General features: G+C 58.8%; 20 protein-coding genes and 1 pseudogene. 5 read left to right on the forward strand and 16 right to left on the reverse strand.

The features are described from left to right. Window positions 1-166: 166 nt before the first annotated feature. The 4 genes and pseudogenes from LPU83_RS45255 to LPU83_RS45270 all read right to left on the reverse strand — a co-directional run bounded on the left by LPU83_RS45255 (window position 167) and on the right by LPU83_RS45270 (window position 5,672). The gene (locus LPU83_RS45255) at window positions 167-2,524 is read right to left on the reverse strand and encodes an LPS-assembly protein LptD (protein ID WP_024316479.1); all 2,358 of its coding nucleotides are present in this window, start codon (window positions 2,522-2,524) and stop codon (window positions 167-169) included. Continuing rightward, on the reverse strand, window positions 2,524-3,612 hold the full coding sequence (gene lptG / locus LPU83_RS45260; protein WP_024316480.1) for an LPS export ABC transporter permease LptG: 1,089 nt from the start codon (window positions 3,610-3,612) through the stop codon (window positions 2,524-2,526). Before lptG ends, LPU83_RS45255 begins: the two co-directional genes overlap by 1 nt. Then, the gene (gene lptF, locus LPU83_RS45265; protein ID WP_024316481.1) at window positions 3,609-4,787 is read right to left on the reverse strand and encodes an LPS export ABC transporter permease LptF; all 1,179 of its coding nucleotides are present in this window, start codon (window positions 4,785-4,787) and stop codon (window positions 3,609-3,611) included. Before lptF ends, lptG begins: the two co-directional genes overlap by 4 nt. 101 nt (window positions 4,788-4,888) lie before the next feature. Next, window positions 4,889-5,672: pseudogene (locus LPU83_RS45270) on the reverse strand (phosphatase PAP2 family protein). 175 nt (window positions 5,673-5,847) lie between these two features. On the opposite strand from LPU83_RS45270, the gene LPU83_RS45275 reads away from it, so the two are divergent. Further along, window positions 5,848-7,341, forward strand: a complete 1,494-nt coding sequence (locus tag LPU83_RS45275) for a leucyl aminopeptidase (RefSeq protein ID WP_024316483.1) — start codon at window positions 5,848-5,850, stop codon at window positions 7,339-7,341. After that, window positions 7,338-7,787, forward strand: a complete 450-nt coding sequence (locus LPU83_RS45280; RefSeq protein WP_024316484.1) for a DNA polymerase III subunit chi — start codon at window positions 7,338-7,340, stop codon at window positions 7,785-7,787. The genes LPU83_RS45275 and LPU83_RS45280 overlap by 4 nt, the downstream gene beginning before the upstream one ends. A 3-nt stretch (window positions 7,788-7,790) precedes the next feature. Here LPU83_RS45280 and LPU83_RS45285 read toward each other — a convergent pair whose 3' ends face one another. The 5 genes from LPU83_RS45285 to LPU83_RS45305 form a co-directional block, all read right to left on the reverse strand. Then, entirely contained in the window at window positions 7,791-8,339 is a 549-nt protein-coding gene (locus tag LPU83_RS45285; protein WP_024316485.1) for a GrpB family protein, read from the reverse strand. A 61-nt stretch (window positions 8,340-8,400) separates the two neighbouring features. Beyond that, window positions 8,401-9,327, reverse strand: a complete 927-nt coding sequence (locus LPU83_RS45290) for a Gfo/Idh/MocA family protein (protein WP_024316486.1) — start codon at window positions 9,325-9,327, stop codon at window positions 8,401-8,403. A 97-nt stretch (window positions 9,328-9,424) separates the two neighbouring features. Beyond that, window positions 9,425-10,261 (reverse strand): polysaccharide deacetylase family protein, encoded by an 837-nt coding sequence (locus tag LPU83_RS45295; protein WP_024316487.1) that lies wholly within the window; start codon window positions 10,259-10,261, stop codon window positions 9,425-9,427. Between the two features lie 128 nt (window positions 10,262-10,389). Further along, window positions 10,390-12,273 (reverse strand): ABC-F family ATP-binding cassette domain-containing protein, encoded by a 1,884-nt coding sequence (locus LPU83_RS45300; RefSeq protein WP_024316488.1) that lies wholly within the window; start codon window positions 12,271-12,273, stop codon window positions 10,390-10,392. 272 nt (window positions 12,274-12,545) lie between these two features. Beyond that, complete coding sequence (locus LPU83_RS45305; RefSeq protein WP_024316490.1) at window positions 12,546-13,595, reverse strand: GGDEF domain-containing protein; 1,050 nt, start codon at window positions 13,593-13,595, stop codon at window positions 12,546-12,548. Between the two features lie 362 nt (window positions 13,596-13,957). Between LPU83_RS45305 and ndk the strand changes: the two genes are divergently transcribed. Next, window positions 13,958-14,380, forward strand: coding sequence for a nucleoside-diphosphate kinase (gene ndk, locus LPU83_RS45310; RefSeq protein ID WP_024316491.1), 423 nt, complete (start codon window positions 13,958-13,960; stop codon window positions 14,378-14,380). 69 nt (window positions 14,381-14,449) lie between these two features. Here the strand turns inward: ndk and LPU83_RS45315 are convergent, their stop codons facing one another. Continuing rightward, complete coding sequence (locus LPU83_RS45315; protein ID WP_024316492.1) at window positions 14,450-14,953, reverse strand: lipoprotein; 504 nt, start codon at window positions 14,951-14,953, stop codon at window positions 14,450-14,452. Further along, on the reverse strand, window positions 14,950-15,501 hold the full coding sequence (locus tag LPU83_RS45320; protein ID WP_024316493.1) for a CGNR zinc finger domain-containing protein: 552 nt from the start codon (window positions 15,499-15,501) through the stop codon (window positions 14,950-14,952). The genes LPU83_RS45315 and LPU83_RS45320 overlap by 4 nt, the downstream gene beginning before the upstream one ends. Before the next feature lie 63 nt (window positions 15,502-15,564). Between LPU83_RS45320 and LPU83_RS45325 the strand changes: the two genes are divergently transcribed. Continuing rightward, window positions 15,565-16,461 carry a branched-chain amino acid ABC transporter permease gene (locus LPU83_RS45325; protein WP_024316494.1) on the forward strand — a complete coding sequence of 299 codons (897 nt, stop codon included), beginning with the start codon at window positions 15,565-15,567 and terminating at the stop codon, window positions 16,459-16,461. On the opposite strand, the gene LPU83_RS45330 is transcribed toward LPU83_RS45325, so the two are convergent. The 5 genes from LPU83_RS45330 to LPU83_RS45350 all read right to left on the reverse strand — a co-directional run bounded on the left by LPU83_RS45330 (window position 16,462) and on the right by LPU83_RS45350 (window position 20,686). Continuing rightward, on the reverse strand, window positions 16,462-16,929 hold the full coding sequence (locus tag LPU83_RS45330; RefSeq protein WP_024316495.1) for a molybdenum cofactor biosynthesis protein MoaE: 468 nt from the start codon (window positions 16,927-16,929) through the stop codon (window positions 16,462-16,464). It lies immediately after the preceding gene. A 1-nt stretch (window position 16,930) separates the two neighbouring features. Beyond that, on the reverse strand, window positions 16,931-17,185 hold the full coding sequence (gene moaD, locus LPU83_RS45335) for a molybdopterin converting factor subunit 1 (protein WP_024316496.1): 255 nt from the start codon (window positions 17,183-17,185) through the stop codon (window positions 16,931-16,933). After that, a complete protein-coding gene (gene pgsA / locus LPU83_RS45340; protein ID WP_024316497.1) occupies window positions 17,182-17,772 on the reverse strand; it encodes a CDP-diacylglycerol--glycerol-3-phosphate 3-phosphatidyltransferase in 591 nt (196 codons plus the stop codon). The genes moaD and pgsA overlap by 4 nt, the downstream gene beginning before the upstream one ends. Before the next feature lie 110 nt (window positions 17,773-17,882). Continuing rightward, a complete protein-coding gene (gene uvrC / locus LPU83_RS45345) occupies window positions 17,883-19,922 on the reverse strand; it encodes an excinuclease ABC subunit UvrC (protein ID WP_024316498.1) in 2,040 nt (679 codons plus the stop codon). Continuing rightward, window positions 19,919-20,686 carry an SDR family oxidoreductase gene (locus tag LPU83_RS45350; protein WP_024316499.1) on the reverse strand — a complete coding sequence of 256 codons (768 nt, stop codon included), beginning with the start codon at window positions 20,684-20,686 and terminating at the stop codon, window positions 19,919-19,921. Before LPU83_RS45350 ends, uvrC begins: the two co-directional genes overlap by 4 nt. A 362-nt stretch (window positions 20,687-21,048) precedes the next feature. On the opposite strand from LPU83_RS45350, the gene LPU83_RS45355 reads away from it, so the two are divergent. Further along, a complete protein-coding gene (locus tag LPU83_RS45355) occupies window positions 21,049-21,684 on the forward strand; it encodes an outer membrane protein (RefSeq protein ID WP_024316500.1) in 636 nt (211 codons plus the stop codon). The last annotated feature ends 48 nt before the right edge of the window (window positions 21,685-21,732 follow it).

Here is a 21,732-nt window from a genome sequence, read left to right on the forward strand (position 1 = left end):
GCCGCGCATTCACGTCGCGGCGCGCATACCTTCTCGAGACAAACGGGCGTTGCCGCTGTAAATTGAAAACTTAGCATATGCCCTAGATATCAACTGGCGACAATGTCCTGCATAGTCTTACGGCGAAAGAAAGGCCCTTTCTTCCGCCGTACTGCTGAACTCTCCATCAATTCTGGTAGATGGTCGTGTTGGTATCCACCGCGCCGCCGAGGTTGATATCGCCCAGCGTGCGGAAGGTCAACCTGGCGCCAATACTCCAGTCGCTGGCGGTTTCGGCGCTGGTATCACGCTTTTCGCTATATGCGATCGTAAAGATCGTGCATTCGTCCTCATAGGTCAGGCCGAATGTTTTCCTCACGATGGTGTTGTCCTGAAGATCCCAGGCTACGCCGCCAAATACCGACCAATAATCCTTGAACTTAACAGTTCCCTTGGCCTGGATCTCATCGTTGTCCTCCGCAAAGCCATACGCCGGCTGCGCTGAGACATGCGTGTAGATCAGCTGGCTTTGGAGGTTGTCGTTCTGGAAGCCGGCTGTCAAATCGCCGCGACGGAAACCGAGGTTCTTTTCGTCAAGCCGATAGGAGGCCGCGAGGGCGATGCCCTGCGGCGTTTCAATGCCGCCGAGACCGACGAAGTCGGACACGTCGCTCTCCAGACCAGAGTCCGCGCCGACATTCACCAGATCAGCTGTGTCGAAGGAATTCTGGCCGCCGAGCTGGTAGGACTGGCCGAATATGCCGTGCAGCTTGTAACCATTGTCGAACGTGCCAGTGTACTGGAAGCCGACGTTGGCGCGCGTGCCACCCTCGATGCGGTCGTAACCGGCGAACTTGTCACGTTCGAAAAGACTGGTCGCGTCGAACACAAAGCTCTGCGCGTCCTCGTTCGGAAGACCGCCGGCAAGGCGTTCGTCGGGCCGCGCATAGATTTGAACGATGGGTTCGAACAGGTGCGTGCTGTTTGCGGTCGTGCCAAGGATGGGATAGCGCATTTCCAACCCGGCGGTAAACATCGAACGCGTCGCCGCATTGCTGTCGTCGTAGTTGCCGTCATAGACAAACGTGCCAGAGGTCGGCGGAGGTGTCATGTTCAACGCCAAGGCGTCACCGCGCGCAGCGAGCAACGGCGTGATCAGGAAACCCTCAGGCGTCACAAACGTCCGCTTCCATTCCAGTTCGCCCGTCAGACGGGACGTCTGGCCGTCAAGACCACGGAACCGGTCGAATCCTGCGACGCTGTAGAAGTCGTCGTGAGTGCGCGACAGGTTCGTGAAGTTGATATCGGCAGAAAGTTCGCCTCCGGCGAGCGGCTGCGGCGCCACGAAGTGATAGTCCATCACCGGATAGACGATTGCCTGTTGCCTCTCGGCGACGTCGTTTGTATCGGCGTTCTGCACGTCGAAATAGAACGAGCGCAGATCGAAGTAATTCCGCTTGCCGAGACCGGTTAGGTAGACCTGGTTTGTCTTTGTCGAGTAGTCCAGTCCTTTCAGACTATAGGTACGAGAGAAGTTGTTGTCGCTCTGCGCCATGACGTCCCAGCCGAACGCCCAGCGAGGGTTGATCTGGAAATCTCCCTTCGACGCGACAACGCCGCGGAGGTCATTTTCGGCATCACTTGTGCCGGCCGTGAAGGTCTCCGGGCTGAGCTGATTGATACCAGCCATGCGCAACGTGTGCGTGCCGTTTTCAAATCTCTGACGATATTCTGCGTCGAGCAGAAAGCCTTGCGTCGTATAACCTGTGCCCGTGACCGTTAGGTCGCTGCTCGGCGAAATAACGTAGTAATACGGGACGGACAGGCCGAAGCCGAGATTTTGAGCGGTGACAAAACTAGGAAACAGGAAGCCGGACTTCCGCTTCACGGTGTTGTCGGGAACTTCGATCCACGGAACGTAGGCAAGCGGATGACCAAGGAGCTCAAAGCGCGCCTTTTCGAGGCGAATCGTATGCTTGACGCCGTCCTGGATGACCCGTTCAGCCTTGACCTGCCAGAAGGGAGGCCGTTCCGGTTTCTCGGCGCAAGGCAAACACGCAGTATAGACGCCCTTGTTCAGGATCATTTGCGTGCCGCCAACACGCTCACCGGTTTCGGCAACCAGGCGCGTATTGTCGGCGGTTTCGATTCTGAGCGCGTTTACGAAGCCGTTTCCAAAGTCGTCGGTGACGTCAAGCTTGTCGGCGTACATGCGATTGCCGTCGGGGCCAACGAGCTCGACGTTGCCAAGCGCCATCAGGCGCCCGGTCTGCTGATTATACTCGACGCGCTGCGACACCATCTTGTAGCCGGCGTAGTTGATCTGCACGCCGCCAATGGCCGAAACGATCTGCGCGTCCTTGTTATAGACGAGCTCGTTTGCCGACAGAATCAGCTTCTCGTCGCCAGATACGGTCGGCTTCATATTTTGCAGGGCATCCTGTGCGAAGGCAGCAGGAAGGCCGTTGGAATAGGTAGACAGAGCCGCGCCTACGAACAGGGCAACCAACTGTTTACTAAGAGTCTTGCGGTCGCCTGCCGCCACTAGCCATCCTCCTGATGAAGCAGAATTGTTGCACCCAAAGCCAAGGCAACGGTGACCGGAATCCACGTCGCCACGAAAGGCGGGACAACCCCACTGCTTCCGAATGCTTTTACAAGCACGGTGACCACATAAAGCACGAAGCCTGACAGGATTCCACCCAGAATCACCGACCTCGATTGGTTGAACCGGCTAAATTTTAGAGACACTGTTGCAGCAATGAGAGTCATGGCAACAAGCAGCAGTGGCTGGGACAACAATGAATGAAATTGCGTCTCGAGAGCCTTGGTCGGAATCCCAAAGGATTTCGCTGCGTCAATTCGGCTCGAAAGATCAAAAAATCCAATAGTTTCAGGGGCTGTCAGCCTTTGCTGGACGAAATCCTGTTTCAAATTGGTGCGGACTCGCACCTCATCCTTGCGTGCCGCGACTTCGCCCGGACGGCGCTCGACAACATTCTTAAGAAGCCAGTAACCATCTTCCAATTTTGCCGACGCGGCGTCCTGCCTCAGGATGATGTGGTCGGTCGAATCGAAATGCACAAATACCGCATCCATAAGCAGCGTGCCGTTCTCCAGAACCGTATGCGCTCCTATGATGGCATCGTCCCCGCTGCTGATCTGGCGAAGCCACGGAACCTGCGGCGCGGCATTCGTCGCCGAGCCTTCTCCGCGCCAGTTGCTCTCGACGATGGCGGCCTGACGTTGCCCCCATGCTGCCAGCGGATTGAGGACAGTCATGACGAGGACGCCGAGCAAAAATGCGCCGGCAAGAAAGGGCGACATAAACTGCCAAACCGAGATGCCGGCAGCGCGCGTCACGACCAATTCGTATTTTCTGTTGAGGCCGATCAAAACCGTCATGCCCACAAAGAGGGCAATGAAGGGAACGGTCTGCTGCATAATGAGCGGCAGGCGCACGGCCGTCATCACGAGGCCGCCTGTCACGGTGTAGCCGGGAAGACCGGAGAGGCGGCCAGCCGTCTCGCTGAAATCTACGAGGTAGACGATGCCGATCACGCCGAGAAAGAACCACATTGTGGTCAGCAGATAACGACGGAAGAAATAGCGGCCGAGCGTCCCGAAGATCATGCGCTACCTCCCGCGGAGGGACCTGCCGACCGCCCGAAGCGTCGCAACAGTCTTTGCCAAGCTGCGGCGATGTGGTCGCTCATTGCGGACACGACCGACAGACGCTTGTGATGCGACAGAGACGCGATTGCGAGGAGGCTGGCGATCACGGGAATCGCATAGAGGACACCAATATACTCGGGATCAGTATCGATCTGATTAGCGGCGTAGAATGACGCCCAACGAATCGCGAATGCAAAGATGAGCGCCGCCACCATCGGATGCAGCCGCGCTTCGCGATGGGAGCGCGCATCACCGGCAATCGCCAGCGAAATCAGCGCAAACACCATCGGCAGAACCCAATCCGTCAGACGGCGGTGCAATTCGGCACGATAACTGCCGGGCTTGGCGATGTAGTCCTTGTCGTTCGGATCCGGATTGAGCAAAAACGGAAGCTCGCGGTCGGATGCTCGAAGCGTTGCCTGACCGCGGTTCTGCGTCAGATCGGACAGGTCGAAGGAGTAGGAATCGAAGCGAATGACGGAGACTTCGCCGGTCTGCGTTTTGCGGTGAACCTCGCCATCATGCATGATGAGCGACGTGCCCTTCTCGTCAACGGCGCCTTCCCGTGCGTAGTAGATGAGCTCGAACGCAGGGTCACGCTCGTCGACGACGAACAAGCCCTTAAGCACACGCCCCGCCAGCCGCTCCGATATCTGCACATAAAGACCGGTATCGATGCGGCGGAAGTTCTTCTCCTCAATAACTGTGGAGAGCAGATCCGCGTAAGCCGCAGCCACCATCTGGCGAACGCCGGTCTTGGCCTTCGGCTCGACGACGTTGTCCACCAGAAAGGAAAAGACGCTGATAACCGCGGCGAGGATAAGAATCGGGCGCAGGATGATGCCGCGCTTGGCACCGGCCGCATCGATGACGGTCAGCTCCGAATCGTTGTTCATCGTCGTCAGCGTCTGCGTGACACCAATGACAATTGCGAACGGCAGCACGATCGGAATGATCGATGGAAGGATCAACGTCGCCAGCTTGGCAAACGACCCCATCGACTGGCCGCTGTCGGTTACCAGATTGACGCGCTGCAGAACCTGAGTCGTCCAAATGATCGCGAGCACCGGCAACAGGGCAACGAGAAACATCTGGCCAACACGCCGGAGTATATATGTTTCAAGCAGTTTCATTCATGCCCTTGAACGCCATTTGCGAACCGATGCCGCTATGCAGCGAAATCCATCTACGCTCTTTGGTTCGCTTTTGCGACAAGCCAGCGTCGAAAATTCATTCAAATTTCAGATTTTTTTTTGCCCTGTGGCGAATCGGTGAGAGCAAGTAGACCTGCGAAGATAACAATGGACGAAAGCCATCCGAGGATCACGTCGGAAAGATAGTGCGCGCCGAAAGCAACCCGCATGGCGGGTGCCAGAAACGAGACCGCGGCAAGGGGGAGGGCAAGGGCGGAACGCGCTGGCTGCGGTATCAGGAAAATGAGACAGAAGACCCAGCCGGCGCCTGCCGCTTCGCCGGAAACGAAGGAGCAGTTCGACATGCATTTTCCGGCCATGGAGCCTGCCTGTACGAAGTCGAGGTAGCCGCCGAAATCGAGCGTCTGCCAAGGCCGCGGTCTGCCCCCAGTGTGCCTTGAGGAGGAAATTCACCAGGATCACCGGGCCGATGATTAACGAGGCGAGAGCGACCTTGAATGTGCGGGCGCGCGCGACATTGAAGGTGGCTCCACAGTGCCAATAGCACGCCGCTAGTTTCCACAGCATCATGGGGGCGATGAGATACGGCAGCCGAAAAAAGAGAATTCGCAGCAGCCCGAGGTAGGTTTCTTGCCGGTAGGGAAAATACCCGCAGGCTCCGCCAACAGTGGCTGCGGCCTTGCAGGCTTCCTGCACAAAAAAATGTTTAGATGCGTAGATATCGATCTGGGGAAAGGCATTGAACAGCAGAAGCAGCAGCCACCAGAGACAGAGCAGGCCGATAAATGCACGGGCGGGAGCGTCGTTCGATGCAGCAAAACGCCAAGTTGCTCGTGCCCTCGATAATCCTAATGTCGAAATCACCATGCAATTCCTGTGGACTCAATTCCACCAGAGGAATATGCGCCAATGATGACATCCCTTTAACGAGTTCGCGGCTAGTCAAGCAGCCACATCGTCGGGCCAAAGACTTGTCTTCGGGGGTGAAACCCGAAATGATCGGGTGGAGCGGATTTAGGAAAATCCCACTGGAGAAGATATGTCAGCCAAGTTCGATATTTCATTTGAGACGTCCGCCGATATCGTCGGTGGCTACGCGATTCTGCTCCAGGCAGGCGGAGCGGATCTTGCCGCCGGAGCCAAGGTCGCTGACCCCGCTGGCGTGATCGCCAGAGCCGCAAAGATCGCCGGCTTCTCCGCCAAGCCGACGACCGTATTGGATCTCGTTGCTCCCGAAGGTTCAGCTGCCGAGCGGCTTATTGTTGTCGGCCTCGGCAAGCCGGAGGAACTGACCGCTCACGATTGGCTGAAGGCCGGTGGTGTCGCTGCGTCCAAGATCAAGAAGGCCGAAAAGGTCGCGATCTTCGTCGATGCGCCGGGTGCCGGCGTTGGCGCCAAAGAGGCGGCGGATTTTGCGCTTGGAATGCTATTGCGTGCCTACAGCTTCGACACTTACAAGACCAAAAAGAAGGACGAGGACGGCAATAACCGGAATGGACGGGTGGCGGTGACGATCGTTATCGCCAATGCGACCGATGCCGCCGAGGCCTTCAGGGTCTCCGAAGCTGTCGCCGCAGGGGTCAATCTGGCCCGCGATCTCGTGAATGAGCCGCCGAATGTTCTGGGTCCTGTGGAGTTCGCAGCCAAGGCAAGCGACCTGGAAAAGCTCGGCGTTGAGGTTGAAATCCTCACCGAGAAGGAGATGCAGAAGCTTGGTATGGGTGCGCTGCTAGGCGTGGCGCAAGGCTCCGTCAGGCCTCCGCGACTGGCCGTCATGCAGTGGAAAGGCGGCAAGAGCGGTGAAAGCCCGATCGCCTTCATTGGCAAGGGCGTCGTTTTTGACACCGGTGGCATCTCGATCAAGCCCGCGGCCGGCATGGAGGAAATGAAAGGCGACATGGGTGGCGCTGCGGCCGTCACCGGCCTGATGCATGTCCTCGCGGCGCGCAAGGCGGCCGTGAACGCCGTGGGCATCATCGGCCTCGTCGAGAACATGCCCGACGGAAACGCCCAGCGCCCCGGCGACATCGTCACCTCGATGTCTGGCCAGACGATCGAGGTCATCAATACCGATGCCGAGGGCCGGCTCGTGCTCTGTGATGCGCTCTGGTATTGCAACGACCGCTTCAAGCCCAAATTCATGATCAATTTGGCAACCTTGACGGGCGCGATTCTTGTTGCGCTCGGCAACGTCCATGCCGGTTTGTTCTCGAATGATGACGAGCTCTCAGAGCAACTGACTGCGGCTGGGCTGACGACGAGCGAGAAGCTCTGGCGCATGCCGCTCGGTAAAGAATATGACAAGCTGATCGACAGCAAGTTCGCCGACATGAAGAACACGGGCGGCCGCCATGCGGGCTCGATCACTGCGGCTCATTTCCTGAAACGGTTTGTGCAGGACACGCCTTGGGCGCACCTCGACATCGCGGGAACAGCAATGGGCTCACCGCAGGACGAGATCAATCAGTCCTGGGGTTCCGGCTACGGTGTGCGCCTGCTTGATGAGCTGGTGCGTGCCAACTACGAGTCATGACGGAAGTCCTGTTCTATCATCTGACGGAATCCAAGCTGGAGGACGCCCTTCCGCCGCTGCTCGAAAAAAGCCTCGAGCGAGGCTGGCGGGTTGCCGTGCAGGTGAAGGATGCGGCGCGGCGCGACCTGCTCGATCAGCATCTCTGGACATTTCGGGAGGATAGCTTCCTGCCGCATGGCACGGACGAGGGGGACTTCGCGGTAAATCAGCCGGTTCTCCTCACCGTTTCCGAAGCGAATGCCAACGCCGCGACAGTTCGGTTTATCGTCGATGCCGCAGAGCCACCGCCGGTCGAAACCTATCAGCGGATCGTTTTCATGTTCGATGGCTACGACCAGGAGCAGCTGGAAGGTGCCCGCGCGCAATGGAGGAAGCTGAAAGGTGAGGGGCACAGCCTGACATACTGGCAGCAAACACCCGAGGGGCGATGGGAGAAGAAGGCTTGAACTTTACTGGCCCAGGCCGGAAGCTATCACGACCTCATCGATGAAAGCCTGCTTTGCCCTGGTATATTGCGCGCGGCTTTCTGCATGCTCACCGGCCAATCCAACCTTCAGTTGCTCGTAGGCACGTGCGAGCCGTGTATCGCCGCGCAGCGCGTCGCGAAAGGCGATCATCCGCTTCCAGTTGTCGCCGCGATACTCCACGACATGGACCAGATGGGTGCGGCTTTCATTTTTGATGCCGCGACCGAAAATATGGTCATCAGGAACGATGTCGCCACCGGCATAGTCATAGCCGATTGCTTCCATGGCGCCGATGCAGCACAAGCCATCGTCCAAATGTTTGACACCGACAAGTATGTCGATGATCGGCTTCGCCTTGATGCCAGGAATGGCGGTGCTGCCGACGTGCTGAATACCGATCGCGATGTCCCCGAGCGCCTGTCGGATGGCGTGTGCCTCGTTGGCATAGGCTTGTTGCCACAGGGTATTGGGTTCGGCGAGAGAAACCGTCATGTTCTTCAAGCCAAGACCGTAAGACGCATCGTCTCGCATGCCGAACCTCCGTGACAGACCGTGAGCCCTTCACAATATTAGGAGGTTCGGCACGTTTCTATCAATCGTGAAACGCGTCGACGAATTTGCGCTTGCCGAGCATGAAGGCATCGGCAACATGGCGAAGAGGCGCGAGATCGACGTCGGATTTGCCGGCTTTGACGATTTCGGCGAAGCGACGGTAGAGCGCGGGGTATTCCTCTTCCGGCGCCGAGAATTTCAGTTCGCCATTGATCGACAGCTTGGATCCGCCTTCAGTAAGCTGCACATGGCCGGCTTCGGTTTCCGCGAGGATGTCCCAGCTCTGCTTGCCCGTCTGTCGCCAGTCGAACTCGGCATGAACAGGCAGGTCGTCAGCGTTCTTGAAATGCAGATCGGCAGCAATCGGCGCGTCGCGATTTTCCGGAAATTCGAGCGTTGCGCCCGTCAGGAAGATTGCTTTTGGCAGAATGTGAGTGACGATTGAAAGGGCGTTGATTCCCGGGTCGAAAACGCCAAGGCCACCGGCCTGCCAGATCCAGTCCTGGTTCGGATGCCAATGGCGAACGTCTTCCTTCCAGATGACGTGAACGCTCTTGATCGTCGTCGACGCGAGGAAGGACTTCGTGGCTTCGACGGCCGCTGCATAGCGCGAATGCCAGCTCGCAAACAGCGAAACGCCCTTGCTTGCAGCGAGACTTTCAAGATCGGCCACTTCGCTCAGCGTAGCGCCCGGAGGCTTTTCGAGGAAGACGTGCTTGCCGGCAGAAAGTGCCTTGTGGGCGGCTTCGTAGCGATACTGCGGCGGCATGCAGAGCGAAACGGCATCGACCGCCGGTACTGCATCGAGCATTGCATCGATCGTGGTGAAGCTCTGGATGCCTTCGACAGTGCCGTGACGGCTCGCCGTTGCAATGAGCTTGAAGTCGGGATTCTTGGCGATCGAGGGAAGGTGCTGGTCGCGGACGATCTTGCCGACGCCGACGATGGCGAGGTTGATAGGTGACATGCTGGTGGCTCGCGTTCGGTGTTTCGCTCAAAAGTATGATTTATTTTGCGCCTGTTTTAGCAGAAAGAAACCGGCGGGCAAGCGTCGATCGGCCCCATCAGAGAGACGCCATCTCGGCGGGCGCTGTCGGCTTCTCGAACTGCACCGTTACGACCTTATACCCCTCGGCCTCGAGCGTTGAAAGAAGCGTCGGCAGCATTGTCGCGGTGCGATTGTGGATGTCGTGCATGAGAATGATGCCGCGGCCGCGCCTGTGCAGCAGGTCCATCGTCCGCTTGCTTATGGCCGCAGGCGATGTGTTGAGGTAGTCCTTGCTGTCCACATCCACATCCATCACGACCATGTCGCGCATTGCAACGGCGGCGCGAAGCTTGTGGCTGTCGGCAAGGTATGGAAAGCGAAAAAAGTTGACGTCGACACCGGTCGCGTTGGTGACGGCTGCCGCGCCGCGCGTGATCTCATTCATCGCCATGTCGAAGGCCAGCGTCGCCAGATTGTCGTGCCGGTAAGTGTGGCTGCCGATCGCGTTGCCTTCCATGGCGACCTTGCGAGCAAGCTCCGGATGCAGTTCCGCCAATTCGCCGACCATCATGAAAGCGCCCTTGACGCCAAACTGGTCCAGTGTCGCGAGCACGCGGTCCGTCCGGCCAGGAATGGGGCCGTCATCGAAGCTGAGGATGACCTCCTTGTCGTGCAAGTGCAGGTCGTGAATGGAAGCGACCGTCAATGTTCGGCCGGCGAGGTGATGGGGGCGGGTGTCGTGAGACATTTGGGGTAGACGACCTTCCGTTTCCGCTATCTGGCTGCCTTGCTGTGCGACGATGGAGGAGGTCTTGATCGTGGTGTCTGGCGCAGGCGCAGGCCGCTTGGTGGTTTGGCAGCCGGCCAGGGCCACGCTCAAGATGAGACTGGAAAGGAAGGCGAAGCGATGCATGAAAAGGGCTCAACAAATCAGTCATGAATGTTGAGACAACCTTGATGATTATGGTTAACGATCGGTTTCGATCGCCCCGAGATTGCCGAATAGTGCTTCATCCGACAAGCTTCCGCCGCCGGCTGTGCCTATCCCGCCATGGCTTCTTCGTATTCCGACGAAAGCTCCAGCCACTGCTCTTCAGCAGCCGCGAGCTTTGCGGCGGCTTCGCCGCGCTGCTTGGCTTTTTCGGCAGCCTTCGCGGGCGCCTTTTCATAGAGCAGCGGATCTGCAAGTTCTGCATCAAGCGCCTGAATCAGTGTCTCCAGCTTGCCGGTCAAGGATTCAATTTCGTTGATCTTTTTCTTGAGCGGCGCAAGCGACGCGCGTTTCTCGGCATTCAGCTTGCGCTGGTCCGCCTTCGAGGCGAACTCTTCAGCGAGTTGAGGCTTTTCATCTTTCTTTTTGCCCGACGCGACAACGAGGTCGCGATACTCGTCCATATCGCCTTCGAAAGTCGTCACGGTACCATTGTTGACGAGCCACAATCGATCGACCGTCGCCTCGATGAGATGGCGATCGTGCGAGATCAGGATGACGGCACCCTCGTAGTCATTGAGCGCTTCGATGAGTGCCCGCCGGCTGTCGATGTCGAGGTGGTTTGTGGGCTCGTCGAGAATCAGCAAATTCGGCGCGTGGAAGGCAGCGAGACCCATCAGCAAGCGGGCCTTCTCGCCACCGGAGAGATCCTTTGCCGCGGTGGACATCTTTTCGGTTGCAAGGCCCATCTGGGCGACGCGCGCTCGCACCTTCGCTTCCGGCGCGTCCGGCATCAAGCTGCGCACATGCTCGACGGGTGACTGGTCGGGGATCAGATCCTCGAGTTGATGCTGCGCGAAGAAGCCGATCTTCAGGTTCGGCGCGAGCTTGACTTCTCCCGTCTCTGCTGACAGGCGACCGGAAATGAATTTCGCGAACGTGGATTTGCCGTTGCCGTTAGAGCCCAGCAGTGCGATGCGATCGTCGTTGTCGATGCGCAGGTTCAGGCCTCTCAAGATCGGCTTGCCGGGCTCATAGCCGACCGCGCCGCCGCTGATGGCAACGATCGGGGAGGCCGGCTGCCTTTCCGGCTCCGGGAAGGTGATCGGCTGGACGTGATCCTCGATGACGGCGGCCACCGTGCCCATGCGCTCCAGCGCCTTGACGCGGCTCTGCGCCTGGCGCGCCTTTGAAGCCTTTGCCTTGAAGCGGTCGATGAAACTCTGCAAGTGTTTGCGCGCAACCTCGTTCTTTGCCCGTGCCTTGGTCTGCAACTCGTCAGCTTCGGCCTTTTGCCGTTCGAACTGGTCGTATCCGCCGCGATAGAAGGTGAGCTTCTTCTGGTCGAGATGAACGATCGAGTTGACGGCGTTGTTCAGCAGGTCCCGGTCGTGGCTGATGATGATGACCGTATGCGGATAACGGCGCACATAGTCCTCGAGCCACAACGTGCCTTCGAGGTCGAGATAGTTGGTCGGTTCGTCGAGGAGCAGCAGGTCGGGCTCGGAGAATAGGACGGCCGCGAGGGCGACGCGCATCCGCCAGCCGCCCGAGAAGGACGAGGCCGATCGCGACTGCGCTTCCTGATCGAAGCCGAGGCCCGCGAGGATGCTGGCGGCACGCGCTTCCGCTGAATGCGCGTCGATATCGACCAGTCGCATCTGGATTTCGGCGATGCGGTGCGGATCTGTGGCATTTTCCGCCTCCACCAGCAACGCCGAGCGCTCCTTGTCGGCTGCCAGTACGATTTCAATCAGCGCGTCTTCCGTTCCCGGTGCTTCCTGCGCCACCTGACCGATGCGAGCATTTTTCGGGATCGATATCGAACCGCTTTCCGAAGCCAAATCGCCGGTGATGACCCGAAAAAGCGTGGACTTGCCCGCACCATTGCGGCCAACCAGTCCGGCCTTTGCGCCGGCCGGCAACGAAACGCTGGCGTGATCGAGAAGCAGGCGGCCGGCAACACGTGCGGAAATATCGGAAATCGTGATCATGCGCCGGGTTTTGGCGGAACTCTTGGCCGAAGGCAAGGGCGCGGCGAAGCCGGATGGCACGATATGGCGGAAAGTTACATCGCTACCGCAACCCTTTATCGCTTGGCGCGTGCTGAAGTTAATTGCGCTCTATGATTGCTTCGGCGATAAGCATCGTGCGATGCCCGCACGGATTGAAGGATAGGCATTTATGTCCCGCGACGCCGATATTCTCGTGGCGTCGCGAGTTGAAGGCGCAGTACTTGGGGCGGATGAAAGCCTGAGCCTGGCGCTCAGCGCCCGAAGGCTTGCACGGGCTGGCGCCGGTTTGATTGGGCCGCGTGCAGTGCGACGCGCGCATTCGCCTGCAGCTGCGATGCCGTCGCTGCGTCAGCGCTCAATGCAATCCCGAGCGAAATCGTGAGCTTGGCAGGCGCGGTGTTGTCAGAGGTCGCAAAAGCCAGGTGATCTTCCACGGAGGCGCGCAGCCGGTCGGCAATCGCCAGGGCCTCCTGCATGCCGACATTGGCAAACAGAAATGCGAATTCATCGCCATCAGTCCGCGCAACAAGATCGTTTTTCTTGATCGACTTGCGAAAGAGATCCGCAAGTTTCTTCAGCAACCGGGTGCCGACCTGCGTGCCGTAGCGGGTACTGAGTGCCTTGAAGTCGTCGACATCGACCATGATCAGGGCATTGCCGGAGGCGCCTTCCTCGCGATCATAGAGATCTGCGATTGCCTTGTTGAGCGCGATGCGGTTGGGAATCCCGGTGAGCTTGTCGGTGGCCGACGCGGAATGAGCGGCTGCAATGCCAAGCTCAATTGTTTCCAGGCGCTCGACGTCGCTCCTCAGCCGGGCCTCGATATCCTTTTCCGAAGCCAACACGGTGGAGAGAGAGGTCGATAGATACTCCATCTCGCTCATGAACGAGCCGAGGCTCTGGTCCAGATTGCCCGCGATGGATTGCAATGCTGTTTCTGCAGCGCGCACGAATGCCTGCTTTTGGCGAAGGCTTTCCGAAAGTCGCTCCGCTGCCTCCCGCAGCATCTTGCTAGTTTCGCCATGAGAGACTTCGCTGGCGAGACCGCAATGGCTGACAAGCCGGTACCTCAGGCCCAGCTCGTCGAGAGAAGCTTGCCGCGGGCTTGGGCCGAGCGCCGCGATATCCTGCGCCAGGCCGGCGTTCTGGCCGATGATCGCCTCGTGCAAAAGCTCATAGTTGCGAGGCAGGCCGGCGATCGTGAGCCTTGCCATATGCTGCGCGATCCGCTGGATATCCGTCGGGGCAGCCGGACGTGGTGCGGCTTCGCGTTGTACCTGTGAGTTCGGCGCAGTTCGCATGACGATCCCCTCGTTCCGACGCTATGGCCGGCGTTTGGTTCTCTATGCAACTATCGCGCTTAAGATAGCTTAAATTCTGCGCTTGTAGTTGAAGTCGCGGCGCGAAACAGTGAAATGCAGTTAATGCATAGTATCCATTGCGCATTTACTGTCGCGAAAAGCAGCGGAACGTGATCGAGACGAATGCGATGCCCTCCGGTGGGAAGGTCGTCGTCTGGACAGCAGACCTGCGCGCATCTGCTCTGCGGCAACAGGCAATCGTTTCGTGACAGCGGCGTGAAATTGCCGATGCCCACTTGTTTTCGGGCTATCAGGCGGGTAAACACCGCCCACTTTTCCCACGGAATAAAGGATTTTGACCAATGGCGATTGAACGCACCTTCTCGATGATCAAGCCGGACGCAACGAAGCGCAACCTGACGGGCGCTATCACCAAGATTCTCGAAGACGCCGGCCTGCGCGTCGTCGCTTCCAAGCGCGTCTGGATGAGCAAGCGCGAAGCCGAAGGCTTCTACGCCGTTCACAAGGATCGCCCGTTCTTCGGTGAACTCGTTGAAACCATGACCTCCGGCCCGACGATCGTCCAGGTTCTGGAAGGCGAAAACGCGATCCTCAAGAACCGCGAAGTCATGGGTGCGACCAACCCGGCCAACGCTGACGAAGGCACGATCCGCAAGACACACGCCCTGTCGATCGGCGAAAACTCGGTTCACGGCTCAGACGGCCCGGAAACCGCTGCTCAGGAAATCAAGTACTGGTTCTCCGACACAGAAATCGTCGGCTGAGACAGGCTCTCAGGGAATCCGCTGAAGGTATTGAATTGACTCTGAAAGCCGGGGCTCTGCTCCGGCTTTTTACGTTGAAGGGCAGGTCGCGGCGGAATCGTAATCCACAGTGCCGTCCGGTTTGAAGACCTCAGGATTCTTTGTATACAGCGGACCAACGACCAGCGGCTTGCCGGGCATGACAGACTGGTCAAGGCTCGAAATCACCTCGGTCTTCAGGCTTTGTAATGTCTCTCCCTTGGCGTCGACAAGACGAACGCTCACGGCGTAAGGCTTGTCCTTCTTGACGCAATGAATTGCAGGGCTCTGAAGCGTGATCTTGTCCCAGAACGGGTAGATCTTTTCATTCGTCACTAACACGTCGCCGCCCGCAGGGTTCTCGAATTCCGCGATGGCGACAGTGCCTTCCGGGATAGGGGCCTTCTTGTTCAGCGTCACGACATAGGTCGCGATCGCGATCCGGTAGTTGAAAACGAAGACGCGTCCGCTGACCTCGACAAACTTGTCGGTCTCTCGCTGGCATCCGGTCAGCACTGCACTTGCAAGCAGCACGGCCATCGATATCGCTTTCATGGCGCTTCCTCCTCTTTCCTCCGGCGATAATGCCGGTTCGCCTTGGCGCGATTGCCGCACACCGCCATGTCGCACCAGGCGCGACTTCTGTTCTTGCTGCGGTCGATGAAGAGCCAGCCGCAATTGCGGCAGACCTTCATACGTTCGGGGTCAGGCATCGCGATGAGCCGTAACACGGAATGCGCGGTTGCTACGTCGAGGCCGTTTGCTCCATTGGCACCATGCAGCGTGCGGGCCAGCGCCCCCAGAAGGTCGGCGAGCAGCTGATCGTCATTATCGCCTGAAACGCGAGCCCGGAAATACCTGTCCGTCGCCTCGCGCAACTCCAGGAAGTTCCCTTTGTTATCTGGCGCCGGAGCAACCATGTCACCGAAGATCGCCCGCTCCGCGCAGAACTCCGCTGCAGCCTGCGGAAAGGTTTCCAGTTGGGCGGGTGCTTCGAAGCGGTCGATCCGTCGCGTCTCGTCATGCCTCAGGACGACGCTGTTGGCGACATCCAGTGCCAATGCGCTTCCGGAAAAGCGGTGTGGGGTCCAGGAGAAGCTCATGATGAAAATATAACTGGTAAAATACGTTTTGCTAGTTATGATTTCTGCAATCGGGAGTTCTTTATGGCCTATCTGCTGCAGCAATTGGCGAACGCCGTCCCTGTGGCTGCACTCTACGCCGCGCTTGCGTTCGGCTACGCCATCGCCTTTGGGGTCACCAAGCGCGCCGATATCACCTATGGGGCGATCTTCGCCTTCTCGGGTCAGATTTTGCTGCTCTTCACCGATCTAGGCTACAACAGGCTCTGGCTGATCCTGCCGGCCGCGCTGGCACTGGGGGCTCTGTTTTCGGTTATCTATTCGATGCTGGCGGCAATCTGGATCGGGCGCTCCATCATGCTGCCGCTGGTGCGCCAGTCGTCGAATACTGTGATCGTGGCGGCGCTCGGCATCACCATCGTCCTCATGGAAACGGCCAGGCTTGCATCCGACACGAAAAGCCTGTGGCTTTCGCCTTTCCTGAACAGCGCCGTGGTATTCTGGAGCGACGGGGCGTTCAAGGTGACGCTCACGGAGATCCAACTCATCAATACCGGATTGATGTGTGCCATGATGGCGCTCGGCGTTGTCATCATGAGGGGCACGTCCTGGGGGCGTCTGTGGCGCGCGGTTACCGACGATCCCCTGGCAGCAGAACTCTGCGGCACCAGCGCCGATCGCGTGTTCCTCATCGCCTACGCGTCGGCAGGCTTGATCGCCACGGCATGTGGCATCCTCGCCACCTTCTACTACGGCACGATGGATTTCGGCGCCGGCCTGATGTTCGGCCTCAAGGTTTTGATGGTCGCAGCTGTCGGCGGATATTCGGACCCGTTGAAGTCGGCCGCCGGCGCCGCCGGTCTCGGTGTCGCGGAGACGATGTGGAGCGCCTACGGCCCCTATCTCTGGCGCGACCTGGTGGTCTTCTCGCTACTTGTGCTTCTTCTCGTTCTCAGCAGGAGGGAGCGGGCCATACCCTGACTATTTCCACTTGTCGCGTGCAGCGTCATCCGCGTCCCGGGCCGCAACCCATTCGCCCGTGGAGCCATCCTTGCCGTGCTCCTTCTTCCAGAAAGGAGCGGCTGTCTTCAGATAGTCCATTACGAAATTCGCACCGTCGAATGCAGCCTGCCTGTGCGGCGCCGCGGCGATGACAAGCACGATATTCTTTCGCGCGGCGATCTTGCCGTAGCGGTGGATGGCTGTCAGGCCGAGGAGCCCGAAACGTTCGATCGCAAGGCCTGCAATCCGTGTCATCTCCGCTTCGGCCATCCCCGGATAATGTTCGAGTTCAAGTGCTGCAAGCCTTCCGCCCTCGTCACGGCACAAGCCTGAGAACGTGACGATCGCGCCAACACCGTCGGTGCCTGTGCTGAGCCGGTCGACTTCCGCCTGCAGGTCGAAGTCCTCGCGCTGGACGCGGATATGCGGCTGGACCTTGCTGCTCACGTCAGCCTCCGGTCATCGGCGGGAAAATACCGATCTCCCTGGCGTTGCCGATCGGCTCGTCGTGGTCGACGTGCTCCTGGTCGATCGCGACGCGAATGACATCGGGAAACTGAAGCGCGGTCTCATATTCCTCGCCCATCGTCTTCAAATAATTCAGAAGATCAGTGACGGTGACGACGGAAGCGGGCAGGGCGATGTCTTCTTCAGCCTTACCGATCCGCTCGCGCACCCAGGCGAAATAGACGAGCTTTGTCATTCTTCATCATCCACGATGTGCTTCAGGCCGGCCCGGAAATAGTCGTAGCCAGTGTAGATCGTCAGAATCGCTGCGATCCAGAGAAGACCGATGCCTGTCTTCGTCGTATAAGGGAACACTTCGTCGCCAGCAGGGCCAGCGAGCAGGAAGGCGATCGCGACCAGCTGCACCGTGGTCTTCCACTTGGCAATCCGGGTCACGGGCACGCTGACCTTGAGGGCCGCCAGATATTCGCGCAGTCCCGAAACCAGGATCTCGCGGCAGAGAATGGTGATCGCCGCCCAGATGGACCAGCCGGCAATCGTCTGGTCCGCTGCGACCAGCAGCAGAATGGACGCAACCAGCAGCTTGTCGGCGATCGGATCGAGCATCCGGCCGATGTTCGATGTCTGATTCCAGATGCGGGCGAGATAGCCGTCGAGAAAGTCGGTAATCGACGCGATGACGAAGATCCACAGCGCCACCCATCGGGCCGTGTTGCTGATCGCCAGCTTTCCTTCGAGAAAGAAGCACAGCACGATCAGCGGCACTGCCAGAATGCGGCCGTAGGTCAGCAGGTTCGGTATATTATATGCGCGCGATGCCATGAAACATATCTCTGAAGTGATGTGCCCGTAGATGACGGCTTTGACCGCAAAGCGTCAACATTCTTTCTGTTTTTTCGCTGCCTTTGCGTGGAATTTGCGACCGCCTCCACCTATTTCGCTGCGTCGTCGTGAAAATGGTTGTAAACTTGCTTGGCGACGGTCTCCGAAATACCCTCGACGGCCATCAGGTCGGAAAGGGCGGCGCGGGAGACCGCCTTGGCGGTTCCGAAATGCTGCAGCAAAGCGCGCTTGCGCGACGGCCCGATCCCGCCGATCTCGTCGAGCGGATTCTTGACCATCTCCTTCTTACGCCGGGCGCGATGCGAGCCGATGGCGAAGCGGTGCGCTTCGTCGCGCATGCGCTGAATGAAATAGAGGACGGGGTCGCGTGGCGGCAAGGTGAAGCTCTCGCGTCCCGGCGGGAAGAAACGCTCGCGCCCGGCGTCTCGGTCGACGCCCTTGGCCACGCCGATGGCGATCACGCTGTCGGTAATCCCCAATTCCTCGAGGATGGCGCGCACGGCGGTCATCTGTCCCTGTCCGCCGTCGATCAGGATCACATCAGGCCAAGCGGGGAAGGGCATATCGGCTGCATCCGCCGGCGATGCCGGCTGGCTGCGGTCAGGAATTCCCTCTTCCTTGAGTAGCCGGGAAAAGCGGCGCGTCATCACCTCGCGCATCATGCCGAAGTCGTCGCCCGGCGTGATGTCGGTCGATTTGATGTTGAACTTTCGGTACTGGTTCTTCACGAAGCCTTCCGGCCCCGCGACGACCATGCCGCCGACGGCATTGGTGCCCATGATGTGGGAGTTGTCGTAGATCTCGACGCGCTGGGGCACATAGGGGAGCCGGAACGTCTCCTTGAAACCCTCGAGCAGGCGAGACTGCGAGGCCGTTTCAGCGAGCTTCCGGCCGTGCGCCTCGCGTGCGTTGGCGATCACGTGCTCGACCAGATCACGCTTCTCTCCGCGCTGTGGCACGAGGATGGACACCTTGTGTCCGGCTTTTTCGCCGAGTGCGGCCGCAAGCAGTTCGATCTCTTCTATGGTCTCCGAAAGCAGGATCTGCTTCGGCACCGGCTTGTCGTCGTAGAACTGGGCCAGGAAGGCGTTCAGCACCTCGGCAGCCGACAGCTGCGGGTCGGCCTTCAGGAAATAGGCGCGGTTACCCCAGTTCTGTCCGGTGCGGAAGAAGAACACCTGGATGCAGGAGATGCCGCCTTCATGATGGATCGCGAAGACATCCGCCTCTTCCACGCCTGCCGGATTGATGCCCTGGTGGCTGGAAACATGCGAGAGCGAGGCCAAACGGTCACGGTAGACGGCGGCGCGTTCGAAGTCGAGATCGTCCGCCGCGAGGTTCATCGCCTGCGCCATATGTTCCTTGACCTTCTGGCTCTTGCCGGAAAGGAAGTCCTTGGCCTCCTGAACGAGCTCGGCGTATCCCTCGTCGCTGACCTCATGCGTGCACGGGCCGGAACAGCGCTTGATCTGATAGAGAAGACAGGGGCGGGTGCGTGTTTCGAAGACGCTGTCGGTACAGGTCCGAATGAGGAAGGCGCGCTGCAACGAGTTGATCGTACGTCCGACGGCGCCGGCTGACGCAAAGGGCCCGAAATAGTCGCCCTTGCGGGCACGGGCGCCACGGTGCTTGAAGATCGCCGGGGCGCGATGATCACCCGTGATCAGGATGTAGGGAAACGACTTGTCGTCGCGCAGCAGCACATTAAAGCGTGGCCGCAAACGTTTGATCAGATTCGCTTCCAAGAGCAGCGCTTCGGTCTCGGTGCGCGTCGTCACGAACTCCATGTTCGCCGTCAGTCGCACCATCTGAGCGATGCGGTTCGAGTGCACGCGGCCGAGCGCGTAGTTGCTGACGCGCTTCTTGAGACTGCGGGCCTTTCCGACGTAAAGAACGTCGCCGGCCTCGTTGAACATGCGGTAGACGCCCGGGCTGTTCGGCAGCCGTTTGACGAATTCGGCAATCAGTTCGGCACCGACGAGGCCGGTTTCGTTGACCCCGCCTTCATTCCAATCGATCGCAGCCGAAATCGGCGCAGCGGAGGCCTCGCTCTCCACGTCGATATCGTCGTCGCTTTCGTCCGTTTCGTCGTAAAGAACGCCGCCGTCGGGCAGCTTTCTTGAATTCATTCCATAATCTCCGCCACATCGGGCGTCTGCCAGGCAAGATGCTGGCCGCCGTCGAGGGCAATCATTTGACCGGTGATCGAGGGCATTTCGTAGAGGAAGCGAATCGTTTTGCCGAATTCCTCGAGCTTTGGCCCTCGCTTGAGGATAAGCGCGGAAACCTGCGCTTGGAAGTCTTCTTGCGACTGCCGCTCGCTCGGCATCGATGGACCGGGGCCGATAGCGTTGACGCGGATGCGCGGCGCGAGCGCCTGCGCCATGGTCTGTGTCGCCGTCCACAGGGCCGATTTCGATAATGTATAGGAATAGAAGCTCGGTCGTAGCGCCCAGACGCGCTGGTCGATGACGTTGACGACCAGCCCATCCGTCTGTTCGGGCAGCTGCGCCGCAAAGTTCGCCGAGAGAATCGAGGGCGCTCGGACATGGACGGCGAAATGCTCGTCCCAGGCCTTGGCATCGATATGGCGGACGGAATCTTCGTGGAAAACGGAGGCGTTATTGACGAGCAGATCGATCGGTCCAAGCGTCTCTGAGACCTTCCTTATCAGATCGCTTGTCTCGTCAATTTTCTCGAGGTCCGCTTGCACGGCGACCGCCCGAGAACCGCTTCGCCGCAGTTCCGCCGCGAAATTCTCGGCTGCGTCAATCGAACGACTGGCGTGGATCGCGACCGAAAAGCCATTCGCGGCCAGATCCTCGACTATCGCCCTGCCTATTCTTTTGGCCGCCCCGGTCACGAGTGCCGTCCGAAGTCTTTTCTCGTTCAAAATCATGCCTTTTCGCCACGAAACTCTGTTCGCTGCTTATATAGGCTGCAGCGAAGGGCAGATAAATAGGTGTTTTGATTGCGATGCGTTGGGAATTATTGTATGTATTATTTAAGAATATAATTTCATAAAATAAGTATTCATGATTTAACCATTCATTATGGTTAACAAATATTCTGTTGCTGCAAAGCAACATCGAATTTCAGCCATTCAGGCGCCACAATCAAATCACAATTTGGCTCTTTCAAATCCTCAATTGGGCATCAATTTCCCTTCCGAACCGCAAGGGACATTTGTAATAGCCCGCGAATGCTTCGCTGTAAGACAGTTGACGAAGGACGCGGGTCTGAAAGGAGACGAGTATGCGTACATTTATTGCTAGCCTGTTGGTTTCGACCGTTGCCCTTGGCGGGTTTTCCGCCGCTTATGCAGCTGATGCCGTTGACCAGATCCCGGAAGCTCCGGTTGCACAGAATGAACCGGTAACACCGGCAGGCAACTGGCAGGGCTTCTACCTCGGTGGCGCCGGCACCTACAACCTCGGTGGCTTCGGCGACAAGTACAACGCGCGTGCTCTCGGCGGTCAGATCTATTCCGGTTACAACTGGCAGGCTGGCCAGATCGTTTACGGTGCCGAAGCCGACATCGGCTATTCCGGTGCTGACGGCGCTGCCGGCGGCGGCGAGGGCAAGAACGAAGTCAACGGCTCGATTCGCGGCCGTATCGGCTACGATCTGAACCCGTTCCTGCTGTATGGTACAGCGGGTCTTGCCGCCACCAAGAACAAGTTCAGCAACGCCGCCGGCTCTGACACTGACACGTCGCTCGGTTACACGGTTGGCGCGGGTGCAGAAACCTTCGTGACCAACAACATCACGGCGCGTGTCGAGTACCGTTACACCAACTACGCTGACAGCGACTTCAACGTCGGTGGCGCGAACATTTCGCGCGGTTACGACGAACACAGCGTCAAGGTCGGTATCGGCGTCAAGTTCTAAGCCGAACATCGAATACGAAAAGCCGGGCTCTAGCCCTAATGCAGTTCA

Origin of the sequence: Rhizobium favelukesii, assembly GCF_000577275.2 — a bacterium.
Lineage (GTDB): Bacteria > Pseudomonadota > Alphaproteobacteria > Rhizobiales > Rhizobiaceae > Rhizobium > Rhizobium favelukesii.

Bases quoted from the DNA above. Each gene is read 5' to 3' on its own strand.
- lptG (WP_024316480.1), bottom strand. From the start codon at position 3,612: ATGATCTTCGGGACGCTCGGCCGCTATTTCTTCCGTCGTTATCTGCTG.
- lptF (WP_024316481.1), bottom strand. From the start codon at position 4,787: ATGAAACTGCTTGAAACATATATACTCCGGCGTGTTGGCCAGATGTTT.
- LPU83_RS45275 (WP_024316483.1), top strand. From the start codon at position 5,848: ATGTCAGCCAAGTTCGATATTTCATTTGAGACGTCCGCCGATATCGTC.
- LPU83_RS45280 (WP_024316484.1), top strand. From the start codon at position 7,338: ATGACGGAAGTCCTGTTCTATCATCTGACGGAATCCAAGCTGGAGGAC.
- LPU83_RS45285 (WP_024316485.1), bottom strand. From the start codon at position 8,339: ATGCGAGACGATGCGTCTTACGGTCTTGGCTTGAAGAACATGACGGTT.
- LPU83_RS45290 (WP_024316486.1), bottom strand. From the start codon at position 9,327: ATGTCACCTATCAACCTCGCCATCGTCGGCGTCGGCAAGATCGTCCGC.
- LPU83_RS45295 (WP_024316487.1), bottom strand. From the start codon at position 10,261: ATGCATCGCTTCGCCTTCCTTTCCAGTCTCATCTTGAGCGTGGCCCTG.
- LPU83_RS45300 (WP_024316488.1), bottom strand. From the start codon at position 12,273: ATGATCACGATTTCCGATATTTCCGCACGTGTTGCCGGCCGCCTGCTT.
- LPU83_RS45305 (WP_024316490.1), bottom strand. From the start codon at position 13,595: ATGCGAACTGCGCCGAACTCACAGGTACAACGCGAAGCCGCACCACGT.
- ndk (WP_024316491.1), top strand. From the start codon at position 13,958: ATGGCGATTGAACGCACCTTCTCGATGATCAAGCCGGACGCAACGAAG.
- LPU83_RS45315 (WP_024316492.1), bottom strand. From the start codon at position 14,953: ATGAAAGCGATATCGATGGCCGTGCTGCTTGCAAGTGCAGTGCTGACC.
- LPU83_RS45320 (WP_024316493.1), bottom strand. From the start codon at position 15,501: ATGAGCTTCTCCTGGACCCCACACCGCTTTTCCGGAAGCGCATTGGCA.
- LPU83_RS45325 (WP_024316494.1), top strand. From the start codon at position 15,565: ATGGCCTATCTGCTGCAGCAATTGGCGAACGCCGTCCCTGTGGCTGCA.
- moaD (WP_024316496.1), bottom strand. From the start codon at position 17,185: ATGACAAAGCTCGTCTATTTCGCCTGGGTGCGCGAGCGGATCGGTAAG.
- pgsA (WP_024316497.1), bottom strand. From the start codon at position 17,772: ATGGCATCGCGCGCATATAATATACCGAACCTGCTGACCTACGGCCGC.
- uvrC (WP_024316498.1), bottom strand. From the start codon at position 19,922: ATGAATTCAAGAAAGCTGCCCGACGGCGGCGTTCTTTACGACGAAACG.
- LPU83_RS45355 (WP_024316500.1), top strand. From the start codon at position 21,049: ATGCGTACATTTATTGCTAGCCTGTTGGTTTCGACCGTTGCCCTTGGC.